Annotated in this window: 17 protein-coding genes; 15 read left to right on the top strand and 2 right to left on the bottom strand. The window is 54.6% G+C overall.

All coding sequences use genetic code 11. The features are described 5' to 3' along the window. The first annotated feature begins 16 nt into the window (after nt 1-16). From mrdA to JW984_12990, 5 genes are all read left to right on the top strand, one after another. Complete coding sequence (gene mrdA, locus JW984_13010; GenBank protein MBN1574109.1) at nt 17-1849, top strand: penicillin-binding protein 2; 1833 nt, start codon at nt 17-19, stop codon at nt 1847-1849. A 20-nt stretch (nt 1850-1869) separates the two neighbouring features. After that, entirely contained in the window at nt 1870-2952 is a 1083-nt protein-coding gene (rodA, locus tag JW984_13005) for a rod shape-determining protein RodA (GenBank protein ID MBN1574108.1), read from the top strand. Nucleotides 2953-2965: 13 nt separating this feature from the next. Further along, nucleotides 2966-3442 (top strand): archease, encoded by a 477-nt coding sequence (locus tag JW984_13000; GenBank protein MBN1574107.1) that lies wholly within the window; start codon nt 2966-2968, stop codon nt 3440-3442. Between the two features lie 16 nt (nt 3443-3458). After that, nucleotides 3459-4892, top strand: a complete 1434-nt coding sequence (locus JW984_12995) for an RtcB family protein (GenBank protein MBN1574106.1) — start codon at nt 3459-3461, stop codon at nt 4890-4892. A gap of 354 nt (nt 4893-5246) precedes the next feature. Further along, nucleotides 5247-6779 (top strand): AMP-binding protein, encoded by a 1533-nt coding sequence (locus JW984_12990; protein ID MBN1574105.1) that lies wholly within the window; start codon nt 5247-5249, stop codon nt 6777-6779. Nucleotides 6780-7402: 623 nt separating this feature from the next. On the opposite strand, the gene JW984_12985 is transcribed toward JW984_12990, so the two are convergent. Then, entirely contained in the window at nt 7403-7915 is a 513-nt protein-coding gene (locus JW984_12985) for a hypothetical protein (GenBank protein MBN1574104.1), read from the bottom strand. Nucleotides 7916-8278: 363 nt separating this feature from the next. On the opposite strand from JW984_12985, the gene JW984_12980 reads away from it, so the two are divergent. The 7 genes from JW984_12980 to JW984_12950 all read left to right on the top strand — a co-directional run bounded on the left by JW984_12980 (nt 8279) and on the right by JW984_12950 (nt 17160). Continuing rightward, nucleotides 8279-8926: an FHA domain-containing protein gene (locus JW984_12980; GenBank protein MBN1574103.1), complete on the top strand. Its 648-nt coding sequence runs from the start codon at nt 8279-8281 to the stop codon at nt 8924-8926. Nucleotides 8927-9164: 238 nt separating this feature from the next. Then, on the top strand, nt 9165-9929 hold the full coding sequence (locus JW984_12975; GenBank protein MBN1574102.1) for an FHA domain-containing protein: 765 nt from the start codon (nt 9165-9167) through the stop codon (nt 9927-9929). 466 nt (nt 9930-10395) lie between these two features. Then, entirely contained in the window at nt 10396-11898 is a 1503-nt protein-coding gene (locus JW984_12970; protein ID MBN1574101.1) for a VWA domain-containing protein, read from the top strand. Between the two features lie 9 nt (nt 11899-11907). After that, entirely contained in the window at nt 11908-13725 is a 1818-nt protein-coding gene (locus JW984_12965) for a Stp1/IreP family PP2C-type Ser/Thr phosphatase (GenBank protein MBN1574100.1), read from the top strand. Between the two features lie 344 nt (nt 13726-14069). Continuing rightward, a complete protein-coding gene (locus tag JW984_12960) occupies nt 14070-15671 on the top strand; it encodes an FHA domain-containing protein (GenBank protein MBN1574099.1) in 1602 nt (533 codons plus the stop codon). 117 nt (nt 15672-15788) lie between these two features. Then, a complete protein-coding gene (locus JW984_12955; protein MBN1574098.1) occupies nt 15789-16298 on the top strand; it encodes a Rieske 2Fe-2S domain-containing protein in 510 nt (169 codons plus the stop codon). Between the two features lie 211 nt (nt 16299-16509). Then, on the top strand, nt 16510-17160 hold the full coding sequence (locus JW984_12950) for a protein-L-isoaspartate(D-aspartate) O-methyltransferase (GenBank protein MBN1574097.1): 651 nt from the start codon (nt 16510-16512) through the stop codon (nt 17158-17160). Between the two features lie 34 nt (nt 17161-17194). Here JW984_12950 and JW984_12945 read toward each other — a convergent pair whose 3' ends face one another. Further along, nucleotides 17195-19648 (bottom strand): hypothetical protein, encoded by a 2454-nt coding sequence (locus tag JW984_12945; protein MBN1574096.1) that lies wholly within the window; start codon nt 19646-19648, stop codon nt 17195-17197. 242 nt (nt 19649-19890) lie between these two features. Between JW984_12945 and JW984_12940 the strand changes: the two genes are divergently transcribed. The 3 genes from JW984_12940 (at nt 19891) to JW984_12930 (ending at nt 23471) form a co-directional block, all read left to right on the top strand. Beyond that, nucleotides 19891-21045: a branched-chain amino acid ABC transporter permease gene (locus JW984_12940; GenBank protein ID MBN1574095.1), complete on the top strand. Its 1155-nt coding sequence runs from the start codon at nt 19891-19893 to the stop codon at nt 21043-21045. 27 nt (nt 21046-21072) lie between these two features. Beyond that, on the top strand, nt 21073-22176 hold the full coding sequence (locus tag JW984_12935) for a branched-chain amino acid ABC transporter permease (protein ID MBN1574094.1): 1104 nt from the start codon (nt 21073-21075) through the stop codon (nt 22174-22176). Nucleotides 22177-22274: 98 nt separating this feature from the next. Beyond that, nucleotides 22275-23471, top strand: coding sequence for an ABC transporter substrate-binding protein (locus JW984_12930; GenBank protein MBN1574093.1), 1197 nt, complete (start codon nt 22275-22277; stop codon nt 23469-23471). The last annotated feature ends 37 nt before the right edge of the window (nt 23472-23508 follow it).

Genomic DNA, 23508 nt, shown 5'->3' with positions numbered 1-23508 from the left:
TTAACGAGGCCTTTTGATGTCCGATTACGACATAAAGAGGGTTGATCCGCATCGGTCGGTCAAGGTTACCCTGATCGGGATTGTCGCCGTGCTCCTCTTTATGGGATTGTGTGTGAGGCTCGCATACCTCCAGCTTTACATGGGGGAGACCTTTCGCATATTGAGCGAGAACAACCGGATAAGGTTCGTCAAGGTGCCGGCTCCGAGGGGTATGTTTTTCGATCGTCACGGACGTGTGGTAGTGGACAACAGGCCCTCGTTCGACGTAAAGCTGGCGACGGAGTACGTAGAGAATATCGACGATGCCTTGGCTAATGTATCGAAGCTCACCGGCGTAGAGGCGGGGATCCTTAAGACCAATCTCAAGAGGGAGAAGGATAAGAACCCGAAGTATCGGCCCCTGACTGTCGTGAGGGACCTCCCGAAAGACGACATGGCGCCGTTGATCTCGCGCATCCACCGCTACCCGGCGCTTGAGCTCGAGGTCTTGCCGATAAGAAACTACGTCTACGGCCCTCTGGCCCCGCACCTCTTTGGATACATGGGGGAGATAGGCGACGACGAGCTGGAATTGGAGAAGTACCGGGGATACAAGACGGGGGACATCATCGGAAAGAGCGGGATCGAGGAGCAGTGGGACAGGGAGATACGGGGCGTGGACGGCGGTATCCAGATGGAGGTCGATTCCACCGGAAGGGAGCTTAAGTTTCTGGGGAAGGTCGATCCCGTTCCGGGAAACAACTTCGTCCTTACTATAGACCTTGAGCTTCAGGAGTTCGCAAGGCGCCTTATGGAGGAGAACGACTACGCCGGCGCCGTCATTGCGATGGATCCCCGGAGCTTCGAGATATTGGCGATGGTCTCGGCCCCCGGCTTCGACCCCGCCACGTTCGCCAAGGGTATCAGCGCCGATGAGTGGAAGGCGCTGGTCAATCACCCCAGGCACCCCCTCGAGAACAAGGGGATCTCGGGACAATACCCGCCGGGATCGACTTATAAGCTGATCACCGCCACGGCGGGCCTCGAGGAGGGATTTATCGATATCGACAAGAAGCTCTACTGCCCCGGCTACTATCGATTCGGAGGAAGGGCCTTTGCCTGCTGGAAGGCCGGGGGGCACGGCGGGATAAAGATCCACAGGGCCATTGTGGAGTCGTGCGACGTCTTCTTCTATCAGGTGGGAAACGGCGTCGGGATCGAGGGGCTCTCACGCTACGGCGACAGCTACGGCTTCGGCAAGCTTACGGGAATCAAGCTCTCCAACGAAAAGGTTGGGATAAATCCGTCCCCCAAGTGGAAGAAGGACTACTTCGGCCAGCCCTGGTATCCTGGGGAGACTATTTCGTGCTCCATCGGCCAGGGCTATACCCTCGTTACGCCCCTCCAGCTTCTGGTCGCCTTTTCCGCCGCTGCAAACGGCGGCACAGTCTACGAGCCGATGATAGTAAGGAAGATATTGAGCCCCGAGGGGGAGACGATAGAGGAATTCAAAAAGGTCAAGAGGGGGGAGGTTTTGGTGTCTCCGGAGAACCTGGAGATATTAAAATCGGGGTTTTACGGCGGCGTCAACGAGCCCCACGGAACGGGATGGAGGGCGAGGGTAAAGGATAAAAACGTCTGCGGAAAGACCGGTACGGCCCAGGTGATAACTGGGCGGATGAGCAGCAAATACCTCCCCTACGAGCTTCGGGACCATGCCTGGTTTGTGGCCTTTGCACCCCTCGAAAAGCCGGAGATCGCCGTCGTCGTCCTCGTTGAGCACGGCGGGTTCGGGGGCACGGCGGCGTCCCCCATAGTGGGGGAGGTCATAAAGAAGTACTTCGAGCTCAAGGAGAGAAAGAGAAGGTGATCAAAGATATTTTAAAAAAGATGGACACCGTTCTCTTGACCGCCGTTGTCATAATCCTCTTGGTGGGGATATTGAACCTCTACTCCGCCTCAAGGATGGAGGAGATCTCGGCCGTCTCCCTCTACATCAAACAGATATACTGGGCAGCGCTCGGGCTCTCTCTCATGTTTGTCACCATGTTTATCGACACCCGCTTTTTCGAGAGGTGGGCCTACGGGATATATTTGGTCTCCGTTTTCTTCCTCGTCGCAGTCCTCTTTTTCGGGGATCGAACCGGAGGCGCCGCCCGCTGGTTTGCCCTTGGGCCGATATCGTTTCAGCCCTCGGAGTTTGTGAAGGTGTCGATGATTCTGGCCCTTGGACGCTACTTACAGAAAAACATGCCCGTTGACGGCATCACAATAAGGCACCTCCTTATCCCGGCGATCCTCGCGGTCGTTCCGACCGTCCTGATAATAAAGGAGCCCGACCTTGGCTCTGCGGGACTCATAGTTCTGGTCTTTGGCACCCTTCTCATCGCTGTGAAGATGCGCCCAAAAACCGCCGCGGCGGTAATCTTGACCGGGGTGGTGTCCATGTTTCCGGCGTTTATCTTTGGCTGGCGGTTCCTGAAACCGTACCAGCGCCAGCGGATACTCACTTTTTTCAGGCCGGACACCGATCCCCTCGGCTCAGGCTACCATATCATCCAGTCGAAGATCGCCGTGGGGAGCGGTAAGATCATCGGCAAGGGGTACATGCACGGCACCCAGAGCCAGCTTCAGTTCCTGCCGGAGCAGCACACCGACTTCATCTTCAGCGTCCTGGCCGAGGAGTGGGGTTTTATCGGATCGATTGTACTTCTCGTCCTCTTTTGCATTATTGTTCTGAGGGGATTCCACATTGCCCGCTCGGCGAGGGATGTCTTCGGAGCGGTGGTGGCGGTGGGAATCTCGATCATCATAATGTGGCAGTCGTTTATCAACATAGGAATGGCGACAGGGATATTTCCCGTCGTCGGCATCCCTCTGCCGTTTCTCTCCTACGGTGGGACGTCGCTAGTGACGATGCTTATCGGGGTGGGTCTCCTCCTCAATATCTATAGGAGAAGGAATATTTTTTAGCGGGGCGTTTCCGGTGAAGGCCCATAAAAATAGCCGTAACAATAGCCGTGGCAATAAATATCGGCTCCTTGACCACACCGCCGATCTGAGGATCGAGGTTGTCGGAGAGGGGAGGGAGGGGCTGTTTGTCTCGGCGGGGGAGGCGTTGGCCGACCTCCTCGTGGGGATCGACCGGCTGGGAGGGGAAAAGGAGATTCGCCGTGAGGTCGCCGCGGCGGGAGACTCCCTCGAAGAGCTCCTGATCGACTGGTTGAGAGAGCTTCTGTACACCTTTACCGTAAAGGGAGTTGTGCTTTTTCGTTTTGAGATTGTCGAGTTGACTGAAAAGGTCGTTAAGGCCGTATGTACAGGGGAGAAATTCGATATCGAGAGACACGGGATCAAGACGGAGATAAAGGCGGTCACCTATCACGGGCTTAAGATAGAGATAGACGGAGCCGATAGTAGTGAGGGCGATAGGCACAGGGCCGCGATCGTCTTTGACGTATGAGGGGAAGACAATGGATATAAAGCTTAAAAAGATAGACCCGTACAGGTGGAAGATAGAAAGGTCCGGAAAGATGCGGACCGATGGGATCATCTACTCCGACGATGCGATGATCGAGGACGTGAAAAAAGATAACGGCCCCGTTCAGGTCGCAAACGTTGCGACCCTTCCAGGGATTGTCGGCCCGTCCCTGGCCATGCCCGACATACACTGGGGCTACGGGTTTCCGATCGGCGGGGTCGCGGCCTTCGATGTCGATACCGGCGTCATATCTCCGGGAGGGGTCGGGTACGATATAAACTGCGGAGTCAGGCTCTTGAGGTCGGAGCTTCAGGTCTCGGAGGTATTACCGAAGATAAAGGAGCTGACCATGGAGCTTTTTCACACAATCCCCTCCGGGGTAGGCTCCGCGGGGAAGCTGAGGTTGAGGGGAAAGGACGAGCTCGACGTGTTGAGGGAGGGGGCGAGGTGGGCCGTGAAGAACGGGATGGGGACTGAGGCAGACCTCGTTCACACCGAGGACGGCGGAAGGATGGAGGGGGCCGACCCCAAACTCCTATCGGAGCGCGTGTTCGAGAGGGGGAGGGACCAGATGGGGACATTGGGGAGCGGCAACCACTTCATAGAGGTCGGCTTCGTGGACGAGATCTACGATGAGGCGGCAGCTAACTCCTTCGGGCTTTTCACCGACGGCGTTGTCGTTCAGATACACTCCGGATCGAGGGGGCTCGGGTATCAGATATGCGACGAGTTCCTGAAAAGGCTGGGACGCGTTACCCTGGACGAGGGGATAGAAATTCCTGACAGGCAGCTGGCATGCGCACAGATCAAGTCGGCTGCGGGAAGGGATTACCTCTCCGCCATGGCCTGCGCGGCAAACTATGCCTGGGCAAATAGGCAGGCCATGTCCTCTTTCATAAGGGATGTCTTCGAGAGATTTTTCAGGGCAAGCCCCAAGGATTTGAGGATGAGCCTCGTCTACGACGTCTGCCACAACATAGCGAGGATAGAGAGACACGAAATAGATGGTAAGGAGAGGGAGCTTTGCGTCCACAGGAAGGGAGCCACGAGGGCCCTTCCCCCGGGTCACAGGCTCGTCCCCGAGGTCTACAGAGGGGTGGGCCAGCCGATCCTGATACCGGGGGATATGGGGACCGCCTCGTACGTTCTGGTCGGAACCGAGGGGGCGCTGAAGGAGACCTTCGGGAGCACCTGCCACGGCGCCGGAAGAGTGATGTCCCGCAATCAGGCGAAGAGGGAGGCGAGGGGGAGGTCGATAGCCCGGGAGCTGATGGATGGCGGCGTCTTCGTCACGGCAAGGGGGAAGACCTCTCTGGCCGAAGAGATGCCCGAGGCCTACAAGGACGTCGACAGTGTGGTGGAGGTGGCCCACAACGCCGGGATATCGAAGAAGGTGGCAAGGCTCAAGCCCATCGGCGTGATGAAGGGGTAGGTGGGCACTCTGTTTTCTGCTTGGTAGTGTTGTCTTGTGGGGCGGGGATAATGCAGATATAGATGTCATTCCCGTGAGAAGCGGGAATCCAGCCTGTCCCCACGTATGTGGGGGATTAGTATTTTTTCTGGATTCCCAATCAAGTTGGGAATGACAGAATAAATTCCCATTAGAGTTGGGAATAACAGAATAAATACATGTCATTCCCCTCGGAAGAGAGGGATTAATAAATATACTGTCATTCCTGCGTAAGCGGGAATCCAGGCTTGTCCCCGCGTATGTGGGGATTGATATTTTTCAAAAAGGAAGCTATTTTATAATTCTTTTTTTGTCTATTATCAAAGGAGTAATACCATGAAAGCCACAGGAACTCTTCAGGTGGGAAACATAATCAAGGTTGCGGCGGCGCGCTACGCCGGGAAGGAGGCGATCTTCTGCTCCATGACAGGAAGAAGGTTTACCTTTCACGAGATGAACGAGAGGACCAACGCCCTGGCAAACGGCCTCCTGTCTCTGGGACTGAAGAAGGGGGACGTCTGCGCATTCTTACTGTACAACAGGGCAGAGATTGTGGAGACCTACTTCGCCCTGGCGAAGATCGGGGTCATGGGGATTCCCCTGAACTACCGCCTCGCCCCGAACGAGATGGTTGAGCTTATGACCTTTTGCGACGCGGAAAACCTCATATTCGACCCCGGTTTTACCGAGGTAGTTGACGGGATGAGGGGGGACCTCAAGGACATCAAGCGCTACATCGGTGTGGGTGACGAAGTCCCGGGCTTTGCCGAGTCATACGACGGGCTGGTAAAAGAGTCGTCCGTGGAGGAGCCGGATGTCGAGGTCTTCGAGGAGGACATCCAGTACATGAACCTGACCTCCGGGACTACGGGGCTTCCGAAGGCGTACCTCCTGACGCAGTACAACAATGTGGCGGCGGGGCCTTTTATGGCGATGGCCCATGATCTTTGCGAAAACGACGTGATCCTCACCGTCTTTCCGATCTTCGGGCGGGTGGGATTCGCCTGGTGCGCGATGGCGTTTATGGTCGGCGCCAGAAACGTCATACACCAGTTCGGACAGGGAAATTTGCTGAAGCTCATCGGGGATGAGAAGGTGACGATCTCGAACTGGGTTCCCACCATAGCGAATATCGTCATGAGTTTTCCCGACTTTGATAATTACGATTACTCGTCTTTGAGGGGTCTTGTCTTTGCCGCCGCCCCGTTTCCAAGGAGCCTTCAGGAGAAGGTCAAGGAGAAGATATGCCCCAACATCTACGAGTATTACGGACTCCAGGAGAGCGGCATCCTGACGCAGATCAAGCCTAATGATAAGGAGAGGAAGCCCGATTCGGTGGGCCTTCCCCATCTCGGGTCGGACGTGAGGGTCGTGGACACAAAGGGGAAGGACGTCCCGGTGGGGGAGGTGGGGGAGATCATAGGGAGGGGCGCCGCGGTGACCACCGGCTACTTCAAAAACGAGGAGAAGTCCAAGGAGATGTTCAAGGACGGGTGGTTTTACACAGGGGACTTAGGAAGGTTCGATGAAGAGGGATTTCTATATCTCTCCGGCAGAAAGAAGGACATGATCATCTCCGGGGGGCAGAACGTGTTCGCCGTTGAGGTGGAAGACATACTCATGAGCCACGACGCGATAATGGACTGCGCCGTCATAGGCCTCCCCGACGAAAAGTGGGGGGAGCTCGTCACGGCGGTGGTTTTGAAGAATCCCGATATCGAGGTAACAGAGGACGAGATTATCGAGTATGTCAGGGGCAAGACGGCCCACTTCAAGGCGCCCAAGAGGGTGATCTTTGCCGACTCCATCCCGAGGACGCCCACAGGAAAGGTCACAAAATTCGTCCTGGTGGAGAAGTACTCGAAGTAATAGATGTCACTCCCTTGGGAAGCGGGAATTTGGAAACATACTGTCATTCCCGTGAAAACGGGAATCCAGCCTGTCCCCGCGTATATAGGGGCTTAATATTTTTTCTGGATTCCCAATCGAGTTGGGAATGACAAAATAAATAGATGTCATTCCCTTGGAAAACGGGAATCCATAATGATATTTTTCTGGATTCACAGTCAAGCTGGGAATGACAAAATAGATTCCCAATCAAGTTGGGAATAACAGAATAAGTTCCCAATCAAGCTGGGAATGACTAAATAAATTCCCAAGCGGGTCGGAAATGACAATCTTGATTCCGAATCGAGTTTGGGGACGGTTGTGGAAAGATCGTGGATAAGTCGATTAGCATGGCACAAAAGTCCTTGAAATTGATACGCTTTCGGAAACAGCCTATTTTTTAAGCAGTAAAAAATATTAATAATATCAAGGACTTAAAGAGATTTTGCCCGTCGTTTCCCGAATAAATGGTAAGTCTTTACTGTGGTTGTGAGAGGGAGGCGAATTCCCTAAATGAGATTCTTTGAAGGCCGAACGAATTGCCCGGCTGTTTTAATATTAGCTCGAAACCTTGGACGAAAACGCATCATTGAAGGCCCGAGCGCCTATCGATTCGAGAGGATCTCCGCCACTTTTACCCGGCAGCCGATATTCTCGAATATCTGCTTGTTCTTGAGGTAAAGCTCCCTTTTTGTGAACTTGAAGACCATCCCTCTGTCAAGCTCCAGGCTGATCGCCGATGCGGACTTGCCGGTCTTCGCCGAGAGGGTCTTGACGAGGGACTCCCTCTGCTTTCTGTCCATGGGTGCAAAAACGGTCAGCGAATAGATTATCTGGTAATGGTGGTTGCAAAAGGGGCACACCTTGGAGCTCGCCTCGATCTCCTTTGCGCAAGTAGGACAGATCTTTGTGGGAATCCTTTTATCCCTTGCCAGCCTGTCCACCTTGCTGGAAGCACTCTTTTTGATTCCCTCCTTTCTGGCCACCTGTATGGTCTTAATGCCGTATATGAAGGATAGAAAACCGCCTATGGCCAGGATGTAAAAGTAGATCTGCCCCCAGAAGTAGAGTGATGCGGCAAAGGCGATAACCCCGAGAAATGCAAAAAAATACCCCATTCCAACTTCCCACAAATACCTTTATTATATATTAGTGTAACGACCTTTTTTTAGACCTCGATCGATACTGAGTTGTTGACAAAGGCCGGTCTCTCCCGTTTAATCCCCCGGCGCTTTTCAGTATCATAATGACAAATTGAACGGATGTCAAATACAATGAACAAAAAAGATACACTCGCATTTCACGGAGGTTTAAACGCCGTAGGGTTTTGTGTGAAAAGACAGGTCCAATCTCTTTTCTGCGGCCGATTATTGAGGAAAATATAAAATTGACAATCATGTTACATTTATGTAATCTAATACGCATAAATAAGAACAAGCGGCAAACATTTTTATATTCCACCTCATTTTTTAGGTGAAATTATGAAGGTTTTTGTAATCAAGGATGAAAGGGGCGCATCGAGGAGATTTGAGTCTGAGAAATCTACGATTACGGTGGGCAGGGGAAGCCACAACGACATCGTGATTGGCGGGGACAACGCCTCCAGGGATCACGGCTTTTTCAGGTCGGGAAGCAGGGGCCTCACGTTCAGCGACAGGAGCAAGAACGGGAGCTACGTGAACGGCGCGCTTTTCATAAACAAAGATGTGAGCCTGAAGGTTGGGGACACGGTCGAGATATCGGGGACGAAGATCAAGTATTACAGCGACGTTCCCATATCGACGGGCCGGGCGCCCGCTCCTTACCCGGGGGCGTCCGCTCCCCATCCACAGCCGGCCGGTCCGGCCGTTATACAGCCGGTTAACGTCAATGTTTCGGCACCGCCGCCCTACAAGAGCTATCTCGGTATGAGCTTTTTAGTTCTTGGACTCTACATACTTGTAATTACCTGGCCGGTTGGATTGATTCTCAACCTCGTATTCTACTTCGAGGCAAAAAAATTTGAGAGGGCATACGGGAATCCGCCGGACGGAAAGGGGTGTCTACTGGCGTTGTTGATCTGGCAGATAGTGATGGCCGTGCTTTCTGCTATAGTTTTTGTCATTGGTCTTTTGATTGCGATTCTATAATCTATAATGAGCCTGTATTTGCAGGCGGCGGCCCACGAAAGACGATATGGAGATATGGGATATATAAGGTCGAATATCGCTCTGTTTTCACGCTCTTTATTCAAAAGACAATATTTGACAAAGTTACAAAATTTGTGTTAAAAACAGTAAATGCTGATATTGTAAGAGGTTCTAAAGGGATTGAATGTACGGGTTTGAAAGAAAGAAGAAGTATTAGTAAAATTTGGGGGAATAAAAAATGATAAAAAAAGAGAGGCTATTAACTTTTCTGATCTTCCTGTTCTCCTTGCCCTTCCTGATGGGACAGGGGAATCCGGGGGCGATACTCAACATTATACTTTTTATAGTGATCGCCTTGATCGGTCTGATTATGTTCGCCCTTTTTGTCTGGGCGGTTATATGGTCTTTCAAGGACTGCAAGGCGAGGGGAGGCGGGGCGCTCTGGGTCTTCTCGATATTCTTCTTCCCGATAGGATGGCTAATCTACCTTCTGGCACGCCCGAAGGAGATGGCTGGAGGATACGGGGTGAGGGCGCAGATGCCGGATGCCGGCTACCAGCCGGGCCCGGCGGCGATAACGGTCAGGGAGACTGTGACGGCCCCTCACAGCGTGCCCTCCGGCGGCGAGACGATGGATATGAGGGGAGGGGGCGGCGGCAGGGCGAACACGCCCGATAGGACTGTCCTCATATCCGAGAGAGACAGGGCGCCTGTTACCGGGTGGCTGGTCGTCACCTCCGGCGACAGGAAGGGGGAGCGCTTCGATATCCGAGGGGACGAGGCGGATGTGGGACGGGGAACGGACTGTGACGTCATTATCGACCACGAGACGGTGTCGGGACACCACGCCAAGATCAGAAACGAGGGGGGAAAATATATCCTCTACGACCTGGCGAGCAGAAACGGGACGTTCCTGAACGATAAAAAGATAAGCAAGGCCCAGCTGAGGGACGGTGACAACATCACCCTGGGCGAGATGAAATTCGTCTTCAAGAGCCTGTAGGGATTAGGCCGTTTTTTTTAGGGGGGGAGGGGGAGGGAAAGAGGAGGGAGGGCGAAGAAGGCAGGACGGAGAAGGGCCGAATTTCGTTGAAGGCGTTTCGATGCCGGTCTCCGCGATATGGGGGGTCGAGGCCGGAGGAGGGATAAGAAGGACGGGGGGTCGGGTAATCACGAATTCCTATCTTAAATTGCCGAGGGCTGGGGGCTTAAAGGCCCAGGTCGCTTTGAGCAGGGGAATTTGCGGGAGTGGGGAGTGTCTGTATCGCGGTTATTCGGCTGAGTGATGGTTTAAGTTCACCATGATTGCGTCCCATTTTGTGGTTAAACCGTTCAGATATACAAGGGCTTTCAAGGGATCGAAGTTATATATGTAAAGGGGAGGGGAAGGGGCTGAGGGGCGTCCGGTTATGGACGTTTGCTTTTACTTTATAACATATCTGTATAAAATCTTATTTACGGGGGGAGATATGAAAAACCGAGTAAAAACCGCGTTTTTTCTTTTATCTCTTTTTTGTTTTTTGACTTCAGCCGTGACCGTCAAGGCCGAGTACAGCGTGAAGATAAACCAGATCGACACATCGAAGTTCCCGGAGATAAAAGCCTACATCTCAGTTGTGGACGATAGTAATAAGCCGGTCAAGGGGCTTTTCGAAAGCAACTTCACGATTACCGAAGACGGGATTCCCGGGCCCACGAATTTCACAGTTGAATCGATGCTGCGTTCCGGAGAGCCCATCGCCGTTGTCCTTGCCATCGACACGAGCGGCAGCATGAAAGGTCAGGCGATGGAACACGCCCGGGAGGCGGCCCTGAAATTCGTGGAGGGGTTGGGGGATAACGACCTGGCCGCCGTGGTCGATTTTAATGACAAGGAGCATATAATCTCCGAGTTTACGTCGGACAAGGAGTCTCTCAAAAGGGCCATCGAGGGGCTCGACGTCGCCGGAACGAAGACCGCCCTCTACGATGCCATCTACAAGGCCCTGGAGATAGGATCGAGGCCGGGACTTCCCTTCAGGAAGGTGATTATTATCCTCTCCGACGGCAAGGACGAGGGGAGCGTCCTGACGATCGACGACGGCATAACAAGGGCCAAGGACTCCTCCATACCGGTCTATACGATCGGGTTGGGGCCGAATGTGGACAGGAAGCCTTTAATGAGGGTATCGCGTCTGACGGGGGGAGAGGCCCTCTTCGCGCCGACATCTTCCGATCTGGTCACACTTTACGATGCGATCTCGGAGCAGTTAAAGAACCAGTATATCCTCACCTACGTCACGACCGCCCTTACGGGCGACGGCCTCCAGCATACCCTGGGGCTTTCCGTTTCCATCGGCGACTCCATATTCAAGGACGACAGGACGTTTATATCGCCCAAGGTTTCACCTCCTACCACCGCCTGGAACTGGACTTGGTTTTGGATAGCCGTAGCCGGTCTGGTTGTCTTGATTATCATCCTGATTATCGTGATAGTCAGCCAGAAGAGAAAGTCGAAGGGGGAAGGTGCGGAGGCAGGGGAGTACCCGCCCGATTCGGATGTGATGGACGATTCGATGACCGTTACGGGTCTTGCCGCGGGCGGGGTCGAGGAAGGGAGACGGACGATGAGGGGGACGGGAGCCGCCTATCCCGCGGACAAAACCGTGATTATGAAGGCGGAGGAATTTCTCACCGCCTGGATCGAAATAACGAAGGGCCCGGACAAGGGAAAGAGCTTCAACCTCAAGGAAGAGAGGACCAAGATAGGCAGGACCGGCGCAAACGACATATCTCTCTCCGACGACACCATCTCCCGGGAGCACGCGGTGATCGACAACGAGGACGGAAGGTACAGGCTGACGGACCTTGCCTCCACGAACGGCACCTTCGTAGACGGGAAGAAGGTCTCCACGAGGGTTATAAAGGACAGTGACAAGATAGGCTTTGGAGATACGGAAGCAATCATCAGGATCGTCAAATCAAAGGGGTAAGGAGCAAAAATGGGTTCAAAGGGCGACGTCACCTTCGCAAGCCTGACGGATGTCGGGCTTGTGAGGGATCACAATGAGGATTACTACGGCTCCTTCGAGCCGGACAACGAGATGCTCTTGGCCGCGAAGGGGAGGCTCTATGTGGTCTGCGACGGGATGGGGGGACACGCGGCGGGAGAGGTGGCAAGCCAGATAGCCGTGAAGACCATCGGCAGGATATATTTTTCCGAGAGAGCCCCTTTGAATCCCGCCCAGGCCCTAAAGCTGTCTGTCGAGGCGGCGAACGGGGAGATATATGACGAGGCGAGGAGAAATCCTGACAAGGAGGGGATGGGAACCACAGTGAGCGCCCTCTCCATTGTCGGCAGGAGCGCCATCGTCGCCAACGTGGGGGATTCGCGCACCTATCTCGTTAGAAACGGCACAATCGCCCAGATTTCGCAGGATCACTCCTGGGTAATGGAGCAGGTGAGGGCGGGGGGACTCACCCCCGAGCAGGCGGAGAACCATCCCTACAGCAACGTCATAACGAGGAGTCTGGGCTCGAAGCCGAAGGTGGATGTAGATATTTTCGGGCCGATAGACATAATGCCCGGCGATATCTTTCTCCTTATGAGTGACGGGCTTTCCGGGCTGGTAAAGGACAGGGAGCTCTTGACGTACGTCTCCTCCCACTCACCGCAGGAGGCGGCAAGGCAGATGGTTGAGCTCGCAAAGGAGCGGGGCGGTCACGACAATATCACCGTTCAGGTCGTCATGGTAAATAGCGTGGCCGGAAAGAGGCTGAGAAAGGCCGGTGTAAGGGTGAGGATCGGAAAGAGATCGATGGCCGTTGCTGCTGGTGCTGCAACGCTTTTTGCCGCTGCGCTTGTTACGGCCGCGATCTTGATATTGCCCAAAATCACACCGCCGGAAGAGCCAGTGGAGACGGGCCCGCCTCCCGTTATCAAGATCGATGTCATCAATCCAAAAGGGATGGTCTTCGGAGACGGCAAGCTCCATGTGCTTGATATGGCCTCCATTGTAACCTACGACCCGGCAAATGCGGAGGGCAAGAACGAGGCGGAGCTGTATATAAACGAGATTCCCATCGCGGAGAAGATCGGAAAGCCCCTAGCCCTTACCTACACCGAAAATCCCCCCGGAAATAAGGTTCTGGGGGTAATGGGCATTACCGAGGGGGAGAAAAAGAAGGATACGGTTTCCTTTTCCACCTACAATCCCTCCAACGGCAAGTGGTCCGAGGGGGTCTCCATCGAGCTTCCCAAGGTAGAAGCGGAATCCCCGGCCGCCATGACCGTCCTCGACGGCAACATCTACTTCATTTTCTCCAGTGGGCTTTACTGGGCATCGATAAAGGGGAAAAACGGGATCGAGAGGAAGTGGAAGCTCGAAAATCCGACCGGGGCGTTCGCCTTCCCGTTCTACGAGAAAGACTCTAAATTCATAAGTCCCCCCGGATTTATCTACGTGGACGGGGGGAGGTTTTACCTCCTTCACGCCGGGGCGGGAATGCCCAGGGAGATATGCAGTCCGGACGTGGAGCCGTTTCCAGAGGAAATCGTCGATATTTATAAGATCGGAGAGGGGGGCGCCCTCTTTGCTGCGTCAAGTAAGGAGTTGTTCAAAATCGACTTGGTCAACAAGACATCCTTAAAGATCCCTGCTCCGGTGGAAGAGGGGGAGATCGTGAGGATTGCGTCGGGAGGCGACATCGTCTATCTCCTTGTCAGGGGCGGCGACGGTGAATACAAGATAGTCCCCGTGGAGAAGGTCCTGGTGGAGAGGGAGTCTGAGCCCCTCTGCAAGACAAGTGAGGGGAAGTAGGCGGCATCGCCGGGCCGTTTTGTAGGGGTATGGGTCGATTTGATGGGGGGGCCGTGCCGATCTCGCGGACGGGCTTGATTTTGACCGTTTGGGCGACGGCGGTTTCGGATATTGGTGGATGGTGTGACGGGATGGAGGAAGTGGGGGTCGTAAACCCATAATTTAGGGGTGGTCGAGGGAATGGGGATTGCGGGGCGATATTGGGGGGGAGGGTAGGTTGTCCGGGCGTTTCTCACAGTGATTTCTTAACTGTGGTAATCGCCGTTGTTATCCCTCGCCGAAGCCCGTTGAGACGGGCCGTTTCATATATTTTAAAAGACCGGGATAATAGGTTTTATAGACTTATGTCCAGCAAGACCAGGGTGGTAGACGGCGGGGGGAGCGAAGGCTCCGTCCCGAAACCCTCGGGGGCAAAAAAGCCGGCCTCAGGCTCGGGCTTTTTCTTAAAGCTCCTGTCAGGCTCGGCCCAGGGCGACCTCTTTCCCATAGACAGCCCAGAGATCTCAATCGGGCGAGGCCCGCAAAACAATATTTTATTAAACGATCTCGAGGTCAGCAGAAACCACGCGATGATCGTGAGTGAGAAGGAGGGATTCTTCATCCACGATCTCGGCTCTTCCAACGGGACGTTCGTTTCCGGCAAGAAGGTAAAGACGGCCCTCTTGAGTCCCGGAGACGAGATAAGGATGGGGGGGGTGATCCTCCGGTTTGTCGACGACCCCGACCGTGACTACTCGAATATTAATAGGCGCCCGGCACCGGCCCCGGGGAGGGTTTCCACCGCCCCGGAGAGGGTGACGTTTGACTCCTATGAGATAATCGAGGAGATAGGGGTGGGGGGATACTCCACGGTGTATCGGGCGAAGCTTGTTCCCGGGGGCGGCTTTGCGGCGGTGAAAATCCCCCATCGGGATATAATAGCGGAGCCGGAAAACCTCGAGCGGATAAAGAGGGAGGGAGAACTCGGGATAAAGCTCAATCACAAGAACATCATGCGGATTTACGGGATGGTTATGGACGGGAAGGTCCCGCACCTGGTCATGGAGCTGTTGGAGGGCTCTTCGCTAAACGAGCTGATATACAAAAAGAGGGGGCCCCTCGACCTGAAGTTCACCCTCGACGTTGCGTCCCAGACCCTTTCCGCCCTCGACTATGCCCACGGCCTGAACATAGTGCATAGGGATCTGAAACCCGCAAACCTGATGTTGATGAGAAACGGGATCGTCAAGGTGATGGACTTCGGGATAGCGAGGATAACCACAAAGAGGACCATCACCTCCCTTGGGACGATAATTGGAACGCCTTATTACATGTCGCCCCAGCAGGCGAGGGGGGACAGGGTCGATCACCGCTCCGATCTCTACTCCATGGGCGTAATACTCTTCGAGATGGCCACCGGAAGGCCCCCCTTCGAGGGGGACCACCTGGCCGTCTTGAACAAGCACATCCAGGAAAATCCCCCGGCCCCGAGCTCGATAAACAGGAATATCCCGGAGTATCTCGAGGCGGTGATATTAAAGGCGATGCGGAAAAATCCCGGGGATCGTTTCTCGAGCGCCTCGGAGATGGCAAGGGAGCTTATGCTGGCGACCATTAGGCGGGAGGCCCCACCCCCCCGTAAGCAGCCGGCGGGAGGGGGGGCCAAAGATATTTCGGGGGGCGGCTACCTGACAGTCATCAGCGTGGAGGCGAAGGGGGTGGTCATACGCCTCGGGGTCGATCCCGTTCGCATCGGCAGAAGCCCGGAAAACGACATAGCGCTGAACTACGACGCCAAGGCCTCGAGGAGGCACGCTATGATCAAGGTGGATAACGGGAGATATGTTATAGAAGACCTCGGCTCCAAGAACGGAACGACGGTCAATGGAAAACCGGTCACCCGCATACCCCTCTCCCAGGGGGATAAAATCCAGATAGGAAGGACGACCTTCGTCTTCGGTCAATGACGACTTCCGGCGTCCGGATGTGGGGGGTTGTGCCGTGGTTATTGTTTTTCGTCAGATTGGTGTGATATAAGTCGATAGAGGTTTTGGTTTAACATGTTTAAAAAGTGGAGGACTGAAATGGTTGATGAGAAGGTCGATGATAAGATCGATGAGAAAGGAATAACGAGGAGGGATTTCGTTATATGCGGCGCGGTGTCGGCCGGGGCTACGGTCTGCCTCTGCGGGATCTCCGGCTGTTCCACCTTTACGGGCGTGGGCAAAACGCCGCCGATAGACAGCGAAGCCTATACCGTCGAGGAGGGGCCGGAGGTCGTTGTCAATCTCGACAAAACCCCCGACCTCAGCATTGTGGGCGGGTCGGTGAAGATAATCGATTCGAGGCTTCTTGACGCTCTGATTATCGCAAGGGTGGGGGAGAATGAATACGTTGCGGCTTCGATTCACTGCACCCACCGCGGCGTGGAGCTGGAATATCACCACGACAAGAAGCAGTTCATCTGCTCCAGCGCCGGGTCCAGCGCCTTCGATCTCAAGGGGAACAGGATCATGGGCCCAGCGGAAAAAAACCTCAGGATATACAATGTCAGACTCGACGGGAACCTATTGAAGATTGATTTGAGGGGTTAGACCGCCGACTCTTCTTGGGGTCGATGGCCTTCTCGAAGATCGTATCCCGTCACACGCGGGTCGTTTGAGTTCTCTGACTTTTAAATATAAATCGGTGGACTGTTATATAAAAAGGGGAATCGAGGTGAACAGGATAAGTCTAAGAGGCTTCACCGTTTTTCTCCTCGTCTGCATCCTTTTGATTCCGGCTTCCGGGGCCGAAGGGGCTAAAATGGATAAGGATAAATATTACGGCCAGCGAAAGAACATGGTCGTAAACCAGATAAAGGCCCGGGGAGTTACGGATGAGAGGGTCCTCTCGGCCATGATGGCCGTTCCGAGGCACAAGTTCATCCCAAAGGAGCTGGTCGATAAAGCCTATGGGGATTATCCCCTTCCCATCGAGCAGGGACAGACAATCTCCCAGCCCTATATCGTTGCAGTGATGACGGAGCTTCTGAAGCTCAAAACCAACTCAAAGGTCCTGGAGATAGGGACTGGTTCAGGTTATCAGGCGGCGATCCTCTCGCTTATAGCGGCGGAGGTCTACACAATCGAGATAAAACGGCTCCTGGCGGACAAGGCGGAGAAGAGGCTCCTTAGACTCGGATACCACAACGTTAAGGTCAGGGCCAGCGACGGCTACTACGGCTGGGAGTACGCGGCCCCCTTTGACGCGATTGTCGTTACATGCGCCGCAAACCACATTCCTCCTCCCCTCCTGAGGCAGCTCAAGGACGGCGGAAGGCTCGTCATCCCCCTGGGGAGCACGGAGTATTTTCAGACCCTGACACTCGTGACCAGAGACGGTGATGATTACAAAGTTCGGCACCTGATGTCCGTTCGCTTCGTCCCGATGACAGGCGAGGCCCAGAGGCGGTAGGGGAGGATTCCGCTTATATCAGGGGGGTGCCCGGTCACCTTTTTCGGACGAGGGCGGGAAGAATCGTGAGGTATAGGAGGGCCGCCGCCGCCATCACGCCGGAAAAGCCGGCCGAAAGGGCGCAGATAACCGAAAGCGGGGCCCCCACGACCGAGGCGGTTCCGTTTACGCACCACGCCCAGGGAATCAGCTCACCCCTCCCGTCCACCTCAGCCTTTCTTATCAGCGTTGGGAACGGGAAGCCCATGGCAAAGCCCAACGGCGCCGTTATGAGGGCCGAAGCCATGTACTTGACGACTGTAGGAAGCGCTATCAGGCCGTCGAGGATGCCGACGAGAAAAAGCCTGTAGATAAGTATCAAGGCCGAGAGGGCGACCACGGCCGAGATGAGGAGGTACCTGATCCCGATTCCCTTTATCCTCCCCGACGTGTAGCTTCCCAGCCCCGCGGAGACGAGGATCGAGGAGACGGCGGCGCTGACGGCGAAAGTCGGCTCGCCGAGAAAGAAAATGAACCTCTTGATCAGCCCGATCTCCAGGAAGATAAAGGCGAGGCCTATGGCGAAAAACGGGTAGAGGGAGGAGAGGTCGCCCCTTCTGATCCTCCTCCTCTTGAACAGGACGGGAAAGACGATCAGGAGAAGGCTCAATATCATCCCCTGCAGGAACACGACCCACACCAGGTAGCCCCCCTTCAGGAGTATCGGCCATTTCTTGTCCACGGCGAGATACGTCTCTTTAACCCTGTCCCCCTTGAAGAATTTGTAGTAAAACGGCTTGTTGTCGGTGGCGGGCCTGACGTCGAAGAGGTAGTCCGAAAAGAACCCGGTTTCGGCTCGGGCTTCGTCAAAATAGGCGTTCCTTTTCGAGGGAGTTGCCTTTTCCGTTTCCTCCAAGATCTTTTTGATGCAGCGTTCGTAGACCGGCTCCGAGAAGATGTTGTGCCTGTTGATGTCCGATTCGTTGATCCCCGGGAAATAGACCGTGTCAAAGGAGCGATTCTCGCAAAACCGCTTTGTGATCTCCACCTCCTCTTTGGACAACCCGCCTTTCTTGACGACGCAGGTTATGGTGCCCCAGCTTCGTATCGCCAGCGTTGAACGGGACGGGGAGAGACCGACCGATTTCATGGCAGCCGCGAGCGTGGCGAGGAGCTTCAGTTCCTCCCTGGGGGGCGGGATCATGTATTTGGTGACGGTTATGTAGCCGCCCGGCCTTAAGTGGGAGAGGTAGAGGCCAACCGCCTCGATCGTCAGATCGTAGTTCTCCCCTATCCCGCCCGTCCCGCTGCTCGAAGCTCCGAGGGTCGTGGGGCCGGCTATCACGATGAGGTCGTAGGTCTCATCGTCACCGGAGAGGAGCGCCCTCGGCGCGCCTACTTTTACCGTGATCCTCTCGTCTCTCAAGAGTCCCCCCGTAAACCCGTCAAGTTTTTCCCCTATAAGCTTAATAATGAGTCGGTTTCTCTCCACGGCTGTGACCCTGCTTTCTCCGAGCCGCAGCGCCCCGGCGATCTCCATCCCGCCACCGTGATACAGTAGGAGGATTTCCGGCTTTTTACTTTCTTTGCTTTCGATCAAATAGTAGGGCAGGGAGGAGGGGAGGTACTCGACGAACCTCCAGTCGTCTCCCGTCCCGTTCCCCCTCGTTACGGCGACGAGTCCCTCCCCGTCGACGGAAAGCCCCAGCTGCTCGGGGAGGTCTTCGGTGTACTTCAGGGAGATTCCGGGGGCGGTTCTCACGGCGCCGCTTTTTACGAGGTCTATCCTCGACACCGCGTTGTAGAAGGTCTCGGCGCTGGAGTTCGGGTATCTCAGGGCCTGGGACAGCTCCTTGTAGGGGGATATCCTGACGTCCATGAAGGGTGGGGCGAAAAGAAGGAGGATCAGCGTTGCCGCCGACCACAAGATAAACGTTATCCTTCCCCTCGACAGGAAGAGGGCGGCGACCCCGCCTAAGAGGGAGGCGGCTATGATCCCCGTCTTCCCGCCGCTTATGCTCAGGAAGAGGAGGGCCGAAACGCCGCCGAACCCCGCGCCGATCAGATCGGCGGACAATATCCGCCCTGAGAATCGGGGCGCCCTCGAGATGATGAACGCGACCGCAAGCCCAGAGAAGAAGAAGGGGACGGACAGCGCGAAATAGGCGGCGAAAAGAAAGAAGGGCTGTCTCGGATCCACGGCGATTCTATCGAGGTCGAAGGGGATGTTGTTCACGCAAACGTAGGAGGCCAAGGTGGTCGCGGAAAAGAGGAACGATGCCGTCGGCAGAACGTTCATTGATCCCTTGATCCTGTCCCCGAAGGCCATCAGGAAGCTCCCCCCGGCCCCGACTCCCAAAAGCGCGATGCTTACGACCAGAAAGGCGAAGTGGTAGCCCTGGGAGACCGAAAAGAGCCTCGTTAAGGAAACCTCGAGCACTATCGCCCCGAAGGTCAGGGAGCCGATTCCGGTAAGCGTCGACCTTCCTATTTTCTCATGGGGGTCCATTCCTCAATAATATTACATTAAATTTGTGTGGTCAAAAAAATTTTCTTATAATCACATTAATCGGCAATAATACAATTGAAAAAGCTGTTTTCATAAAAAAAGACTTGAATTTGTTTGCCGTTTTTGATATACAGAAGCAACATTAATTTGACTTCTTCTCTCCCTCAATCTCATATTGTATATTTTCCCCGCTCACTCTCAAGTCAAATCTGAAGATCCGGCAAAGCTCGAAAAGGGATTGTATGGATTTAAAGCGAAATTATTATGAGGATATAAAGCTCATAAAGAGTAATTTCATCGGTGTCTGGACTTTAATCCTGCTTGTTTTTCTCTTATTCTTCCCGCTTTTCGCAACCAGCTTCAACACACACATAGCAAGCACACTTTTTATCAACATAATAATAGCCATAGGCTTAAATATACTTGTGGGATATACGGGGCAGGTGTCGCTGGGTCATGCGGGCTTCCTTGCCATAGGAGCCTACACCTCGGTTCTGCTGGTGATGAAGGCCGGCTTCCCCATGCTCCTGGCGATTCCCACGGCGGGCCTGATGGCGGCTCTCTTCGGCTTTATACTCGGGCTTCCGGCCCTGAGGATGGAGGGACCCTATCTGGCGATTGCTACCCTCGGCTTTGGGATCGCCGTCGAGCAGGTGCTCGGCGTCTGGGACACCGTGCTCGGGTTATTCATCAGGTTTGTGAATTTATTCATAAATCTGCCGGCGAGGATCGTCTTTGGTTTCAGGGGGGGCGGAGGCGGGGGGGAGTTTGTCCCGCCCCTCGATTTCGGGCCGGCCCTGGAGTTTCTGAAGGGATTGACCGGCGGAAGGATGGGCCTGAAGACTCCCACTTTTGCGATATTCGACACGATGGACACCGATATTTTCATCGGGGCGATAAGGCTGACGCCGGATAAGCAGGTCTATTACCTGATACTCTTTATTACGGTCATTTTGGTACTTTTTGCCGTCAACCTGATGAAGTCGAGGATAGGGAGGGCCTTCATAGCGATAAGGGACAGCGAGATAGCGGCCGAGACCGTGGGGGTGAATCTCACCTACTACAGGACGCTCGCCTTTGCGATCTCCGCCTTTTATGCGGGGATGGCGGGGGCGCTGCAGGCGCATATGGTTCAGTTCGTGGCCCCCATGCAGTACAGCCTCATCTCATCCATCACTATGCTCGCAATCATCGTCGTGGGGGGACTCGGCTCCATCCTCGGATCGATAGCGGGGGCCGTCCTCTTTACGATACTTCCCCAGTTCCTCTCTGGGCACGGCGATCTGAACGTCATCGTTACGGGCGCAATCATGGTCGTCATAATAATGCTGGAGCCGCTCGGGATCAGGGGAATCTGGATAAGGCTTAAGGTATACTGGATGATGTGGCCTTTTTAATATTGAGTCGACGGGTTGGAATCGATTATGGATGGAGATATTACATATTTGACTCTGCAGGGTCTGGCGGTGGGAAGCCTCTACGGGATGATCGCCCTGGGGGTCGTCCTGATCTACAAGACGTCGGAGGTCTTGAACTTCGCCCACGGAAACATGGGGATGTTTATCACCTTCTGCTGCTATACCCTGATGGAAAAGCATATGCCCCGGATTATCGTGGCCGTAAATTCCTTTTCAGGGGGAGGGGGGGGAATAGAGGGGGGGCTTCCCCTGACGCTTGCGTTTATTCTGATCCTCGTAATAATATTTATCTCGGCGTTTATTCTGGGGGCCGCGATAGAGTTCTTCACGCTGAGGCCGATCACAAAGTGGAAGGTCATTTTATTCATAGCGGCCACCCTCGCGGGATGCATCTTCTTCCTGATACGCTCAAATATGCCGGCCTTCTATTCCTGCCTGATCTTTTTTATCTTTTTTGTAATCGAGTTTTTCACGATGGGGCCGGCCAAGGAGCCGACTCAGCTGGGCCTGATAGTCGTTACGATAGGGCTCTGGCTCGCTCTCGACGGGGTGGCCAGCAGCAGGTTCGGCACCCAGGATCACGCTCTGCCCAACCCGATGGGGCCGGAGAACTTCAAGATGATCGCTTTTTGGAACATCGAGGTAAGCCAGCTCGACCTGATCATCCTCGTCATAACGGCGCTCCTCATCGTACTGCTTTTTTTCTTCTTCAGATTTTCAAAGGTAGGGACCGCCATGCGGGCGACCTCTCAGGTGGAATCGGCGGCAAGGCTCATGGGGATCAAGACCAAGAGGATATTCGCCCTTACCTGGGGTATGAGCTCCGTCCTCGGCGCAATAGCGGGGATTCTCACCGCCGCGAAGTTCTATCTGAATACGAACACGATGCTGTTTCCGTTTCTGAAGGCCTTTGCCGCCGCGACAATGGGGGGGTTGACGAGCCTTCCGGGGGCCATCATCGGGGGGTGGATACTGGGGATTACGGAAAACCTCTTCGGATTTTACGTGTCGATGGATCTAAAAACGCCCTTCGCCTTTCTGGTGATCGTTATCGTTCTGTGCATCAGGCCGTCGGGGCTTCTGGCGAGGCATTACGTAAAGAAGGTGTAAAATATAAAATTTGGTTACCTTATGATGGAAAAGGGGGTGATATATGAAGATTGGTATTTTTGATGTGTTAGCACCATTATTATTTGGAGGTGTATATTATGAAAGCGTTTAGACTATTTGCAGTTTTCGTTCTAATCTTCGGGCTCTTTTGTGTTATCGGATGTGAGCCAAAACCGGCGGAGGAGGTGCCCGGCGTTACGGACACCGAGATACTGATCGGAACCACCGGCCCCCTGACCGGCCCCGCCAATGCATGGGGCGCCGTCCAGCGGGCAATGGAGACCTACTTCAAGGCGATAAACGCCGAGGGGGGGATAAACGGCAGGAACCTCAAGATAGTTATCCTGGATGACGGCTACATGCCCCCCAACGCCCTCACCAACGTGAAGAAGCTTGTCGAAGAGGAGAAGGTCTTTGCTATCGTCGGGGTCCTCGGGGCCGCTAACGTCGAGGCCGTAAAGGACTACATCGACAAGAGCGATGTTCCCTGGATCGGGGTCATCGGCGGCAACCGCTCCATATCCGAGCCGCCGCTGGATAATGTATTCGTTGGCTATCCCCAGTACTATCTGGGTGCGCAGGCGCTTGTAAACTACGCCGCAAAGGACCTCGGCGTTAAGACGATCGGCGTGTTCTACCAGAACGACGAGTTCGGCGGTGACGGGCTTGCCGGGGCGGAGAAGGCCGCAACGGAGAACGGCATCGAGGTGGTGGAGAGGGTGGCCTACGAGGTGTCCGACACCGATTTTTCCGCCCACGCCCTCAAGATGAAGCAGGCCAATCCTGATGCGGTTGTGATCTACGGCACCGCTAGGCACTCAGCCCTCTTTGTAGGAACCTGCGCACAGCTGGGATTTCTGCCCCAATGGCTGGGCACCAGCGCCATTTCCGATCCCGTTATGATCAAGCTTCTGGGCAAGGCCTGGGACGGCGCCATAGTGGCGAACTTCGCGCCGAATCCCCAGGGGGATTCCGAGGGAGCCTTATGGTACAGGAAGGCGCTGGAGGAGTACGCAGAGAGCGATGTGGACAAGGCCATAGGGACGTTTACCATAGCCGGCTTCTACTTTGCCGAGTACCTCGTGGAAGGTTTGAAGAAGGTGAAGGGCCCCCTGACCAGGGAGTCCCTTATCAAGTCGATGAACTCTTTCAAGAACGTTTCGGGAATGTTCATTCACGACGTGACCTACTCTAAAAAGGATCACAGGGGACAGACCTCCTTCTACCTTATGAAGGCGAACGCAGAGACCGGAGAGTTGGAGGATATAACCGGCTGGTTCTATCCCGCGGAGTGAGAAATTCGTATTTGATGGGCGGGGGACTCTCCCCCGC

Source organism: Candidatus Zymogenus saltonus, from assembly GCA_016929395.1.
Taxonomy (GTDB): Bacteria; Desulfobacterota; Zymogenia; order Zymogenales; family Zymogenaceae; genus Zymogenus; species Zymogenus saltonus.
Note: the sequence above shows the minus strand (reverse complement) of the source record. Positions and strands in the feature narration are given on the sequence as shown.

What these genes read in the sequence shown, in the direction of transcription:
- mrdA (MBN1574109.1), top strand. Translation starts at nt 17, where the DNA reads ATGTCCGATTACGACATAAAGAGGGTTGATCCGCATCGGTCGGTCAAG.
- rodA (MBN1574108.1), top strand. Translation starts at nt 1,870, where the DNA reads ATGGACACCGTTCTCTTGACCGCCGTTGTCATAATCCTCTTGGTGGGG.
- JW984_12990 (MBN1574105.1), top strand. Translation starts at nt 5,247, where the DNA reads ATGAAAGCCACAGGAACTCTTCAGGTGGGAAACATAATCAAGGTTGCG.
- JW984_12985 (MBN1574104.1), bottom strand. Translation starts at nt 7,915, where the DNA reads ATGGGGTATTTTTTTGCATTTCTCGGGGTTATCGCCTTTGCCGCATCA.
- JW984_12980 (MBN1574103.1), top strand. Translation starts at nt 8,279, where the DNA reads ATGAAGGTTTTTGTAATCAAGGATGAAAGGGGCGCATCGAGGAGATTT.
- JW984_12975 (MBN1574102.1), top strand. Translation starts at nt 9,165, where the DNA reads ATGATAAAAAAAGAGAGGCTATTAACTTTTCTGATCTTCCTGTTCTCC.
- JW984_12970 (MBN1574101.1), top strand. Translation starts at nt 10,396, where the DNA reads ATGAAAAACCGAGTAAAAACCGCGTTTTTTCTTTTATCTCTTTTTTGT.
- JW984_12965 (MBN1574100.1), top strand. Translation starts at nt 11,908, where the DNA reads ATGGGTTCAAAGGGCGACGTCACCTTCGCAAGCCTGACGGATGTCGGG.
- JW984_12960 (MBN1574099.1), top strand. Translation starts at nt 14,070, where the DNA reads ATGTCCAGCAAGACCAGGGTGGTAGACGGCGGGGGGAGCGAAGGCTCC.
- JW984_12955 (MBN1574098.1), top strand. Translation starts at nt 15,789, where the DNA reads ATGGTTGATGAGAAGGTCGATGATAAGATCGATGAGAAAGGAATAACG.
- JW984_12950 (MBN1574097.1), top strand. Translation starts at nt 16,510, where the DNA reads ATGGATAAGGATAAATATTACGGCCAGCGAAAGAACATGGTCGTAAAC.
- JW984_12945 (MBN1574096.1), bottom strand. Translation starts at nt 19,648, where the DNA reads ATGGACCCCCATGAGAAAATAGGAAGGTCGACGCTTACCGGAATCGGC.
- JW984_12940 (MBN1574095.1), top strand. Translation starts at nt 19,891, where the DNA reads ATGGATTTAAAGCGAAATTATTATGAGGATATAAAGCTCATAAAGAGT.
- JW984_12935 (MBN1574094.1), top strand. Translation starts at nt 21,073, where the DNA reads ATGGATGGAGATATTACATATTTGACTCTGCAGGGTCTGGCGGTGGGA.
- JW984_12930 (MBN1574093.1), top strand. Translation starts at nt 22,275, where the DNA reads ATGAAAGCGTTTAGACTATTTGCAGTTTTCGTTCTAATCTTCGGGCTC.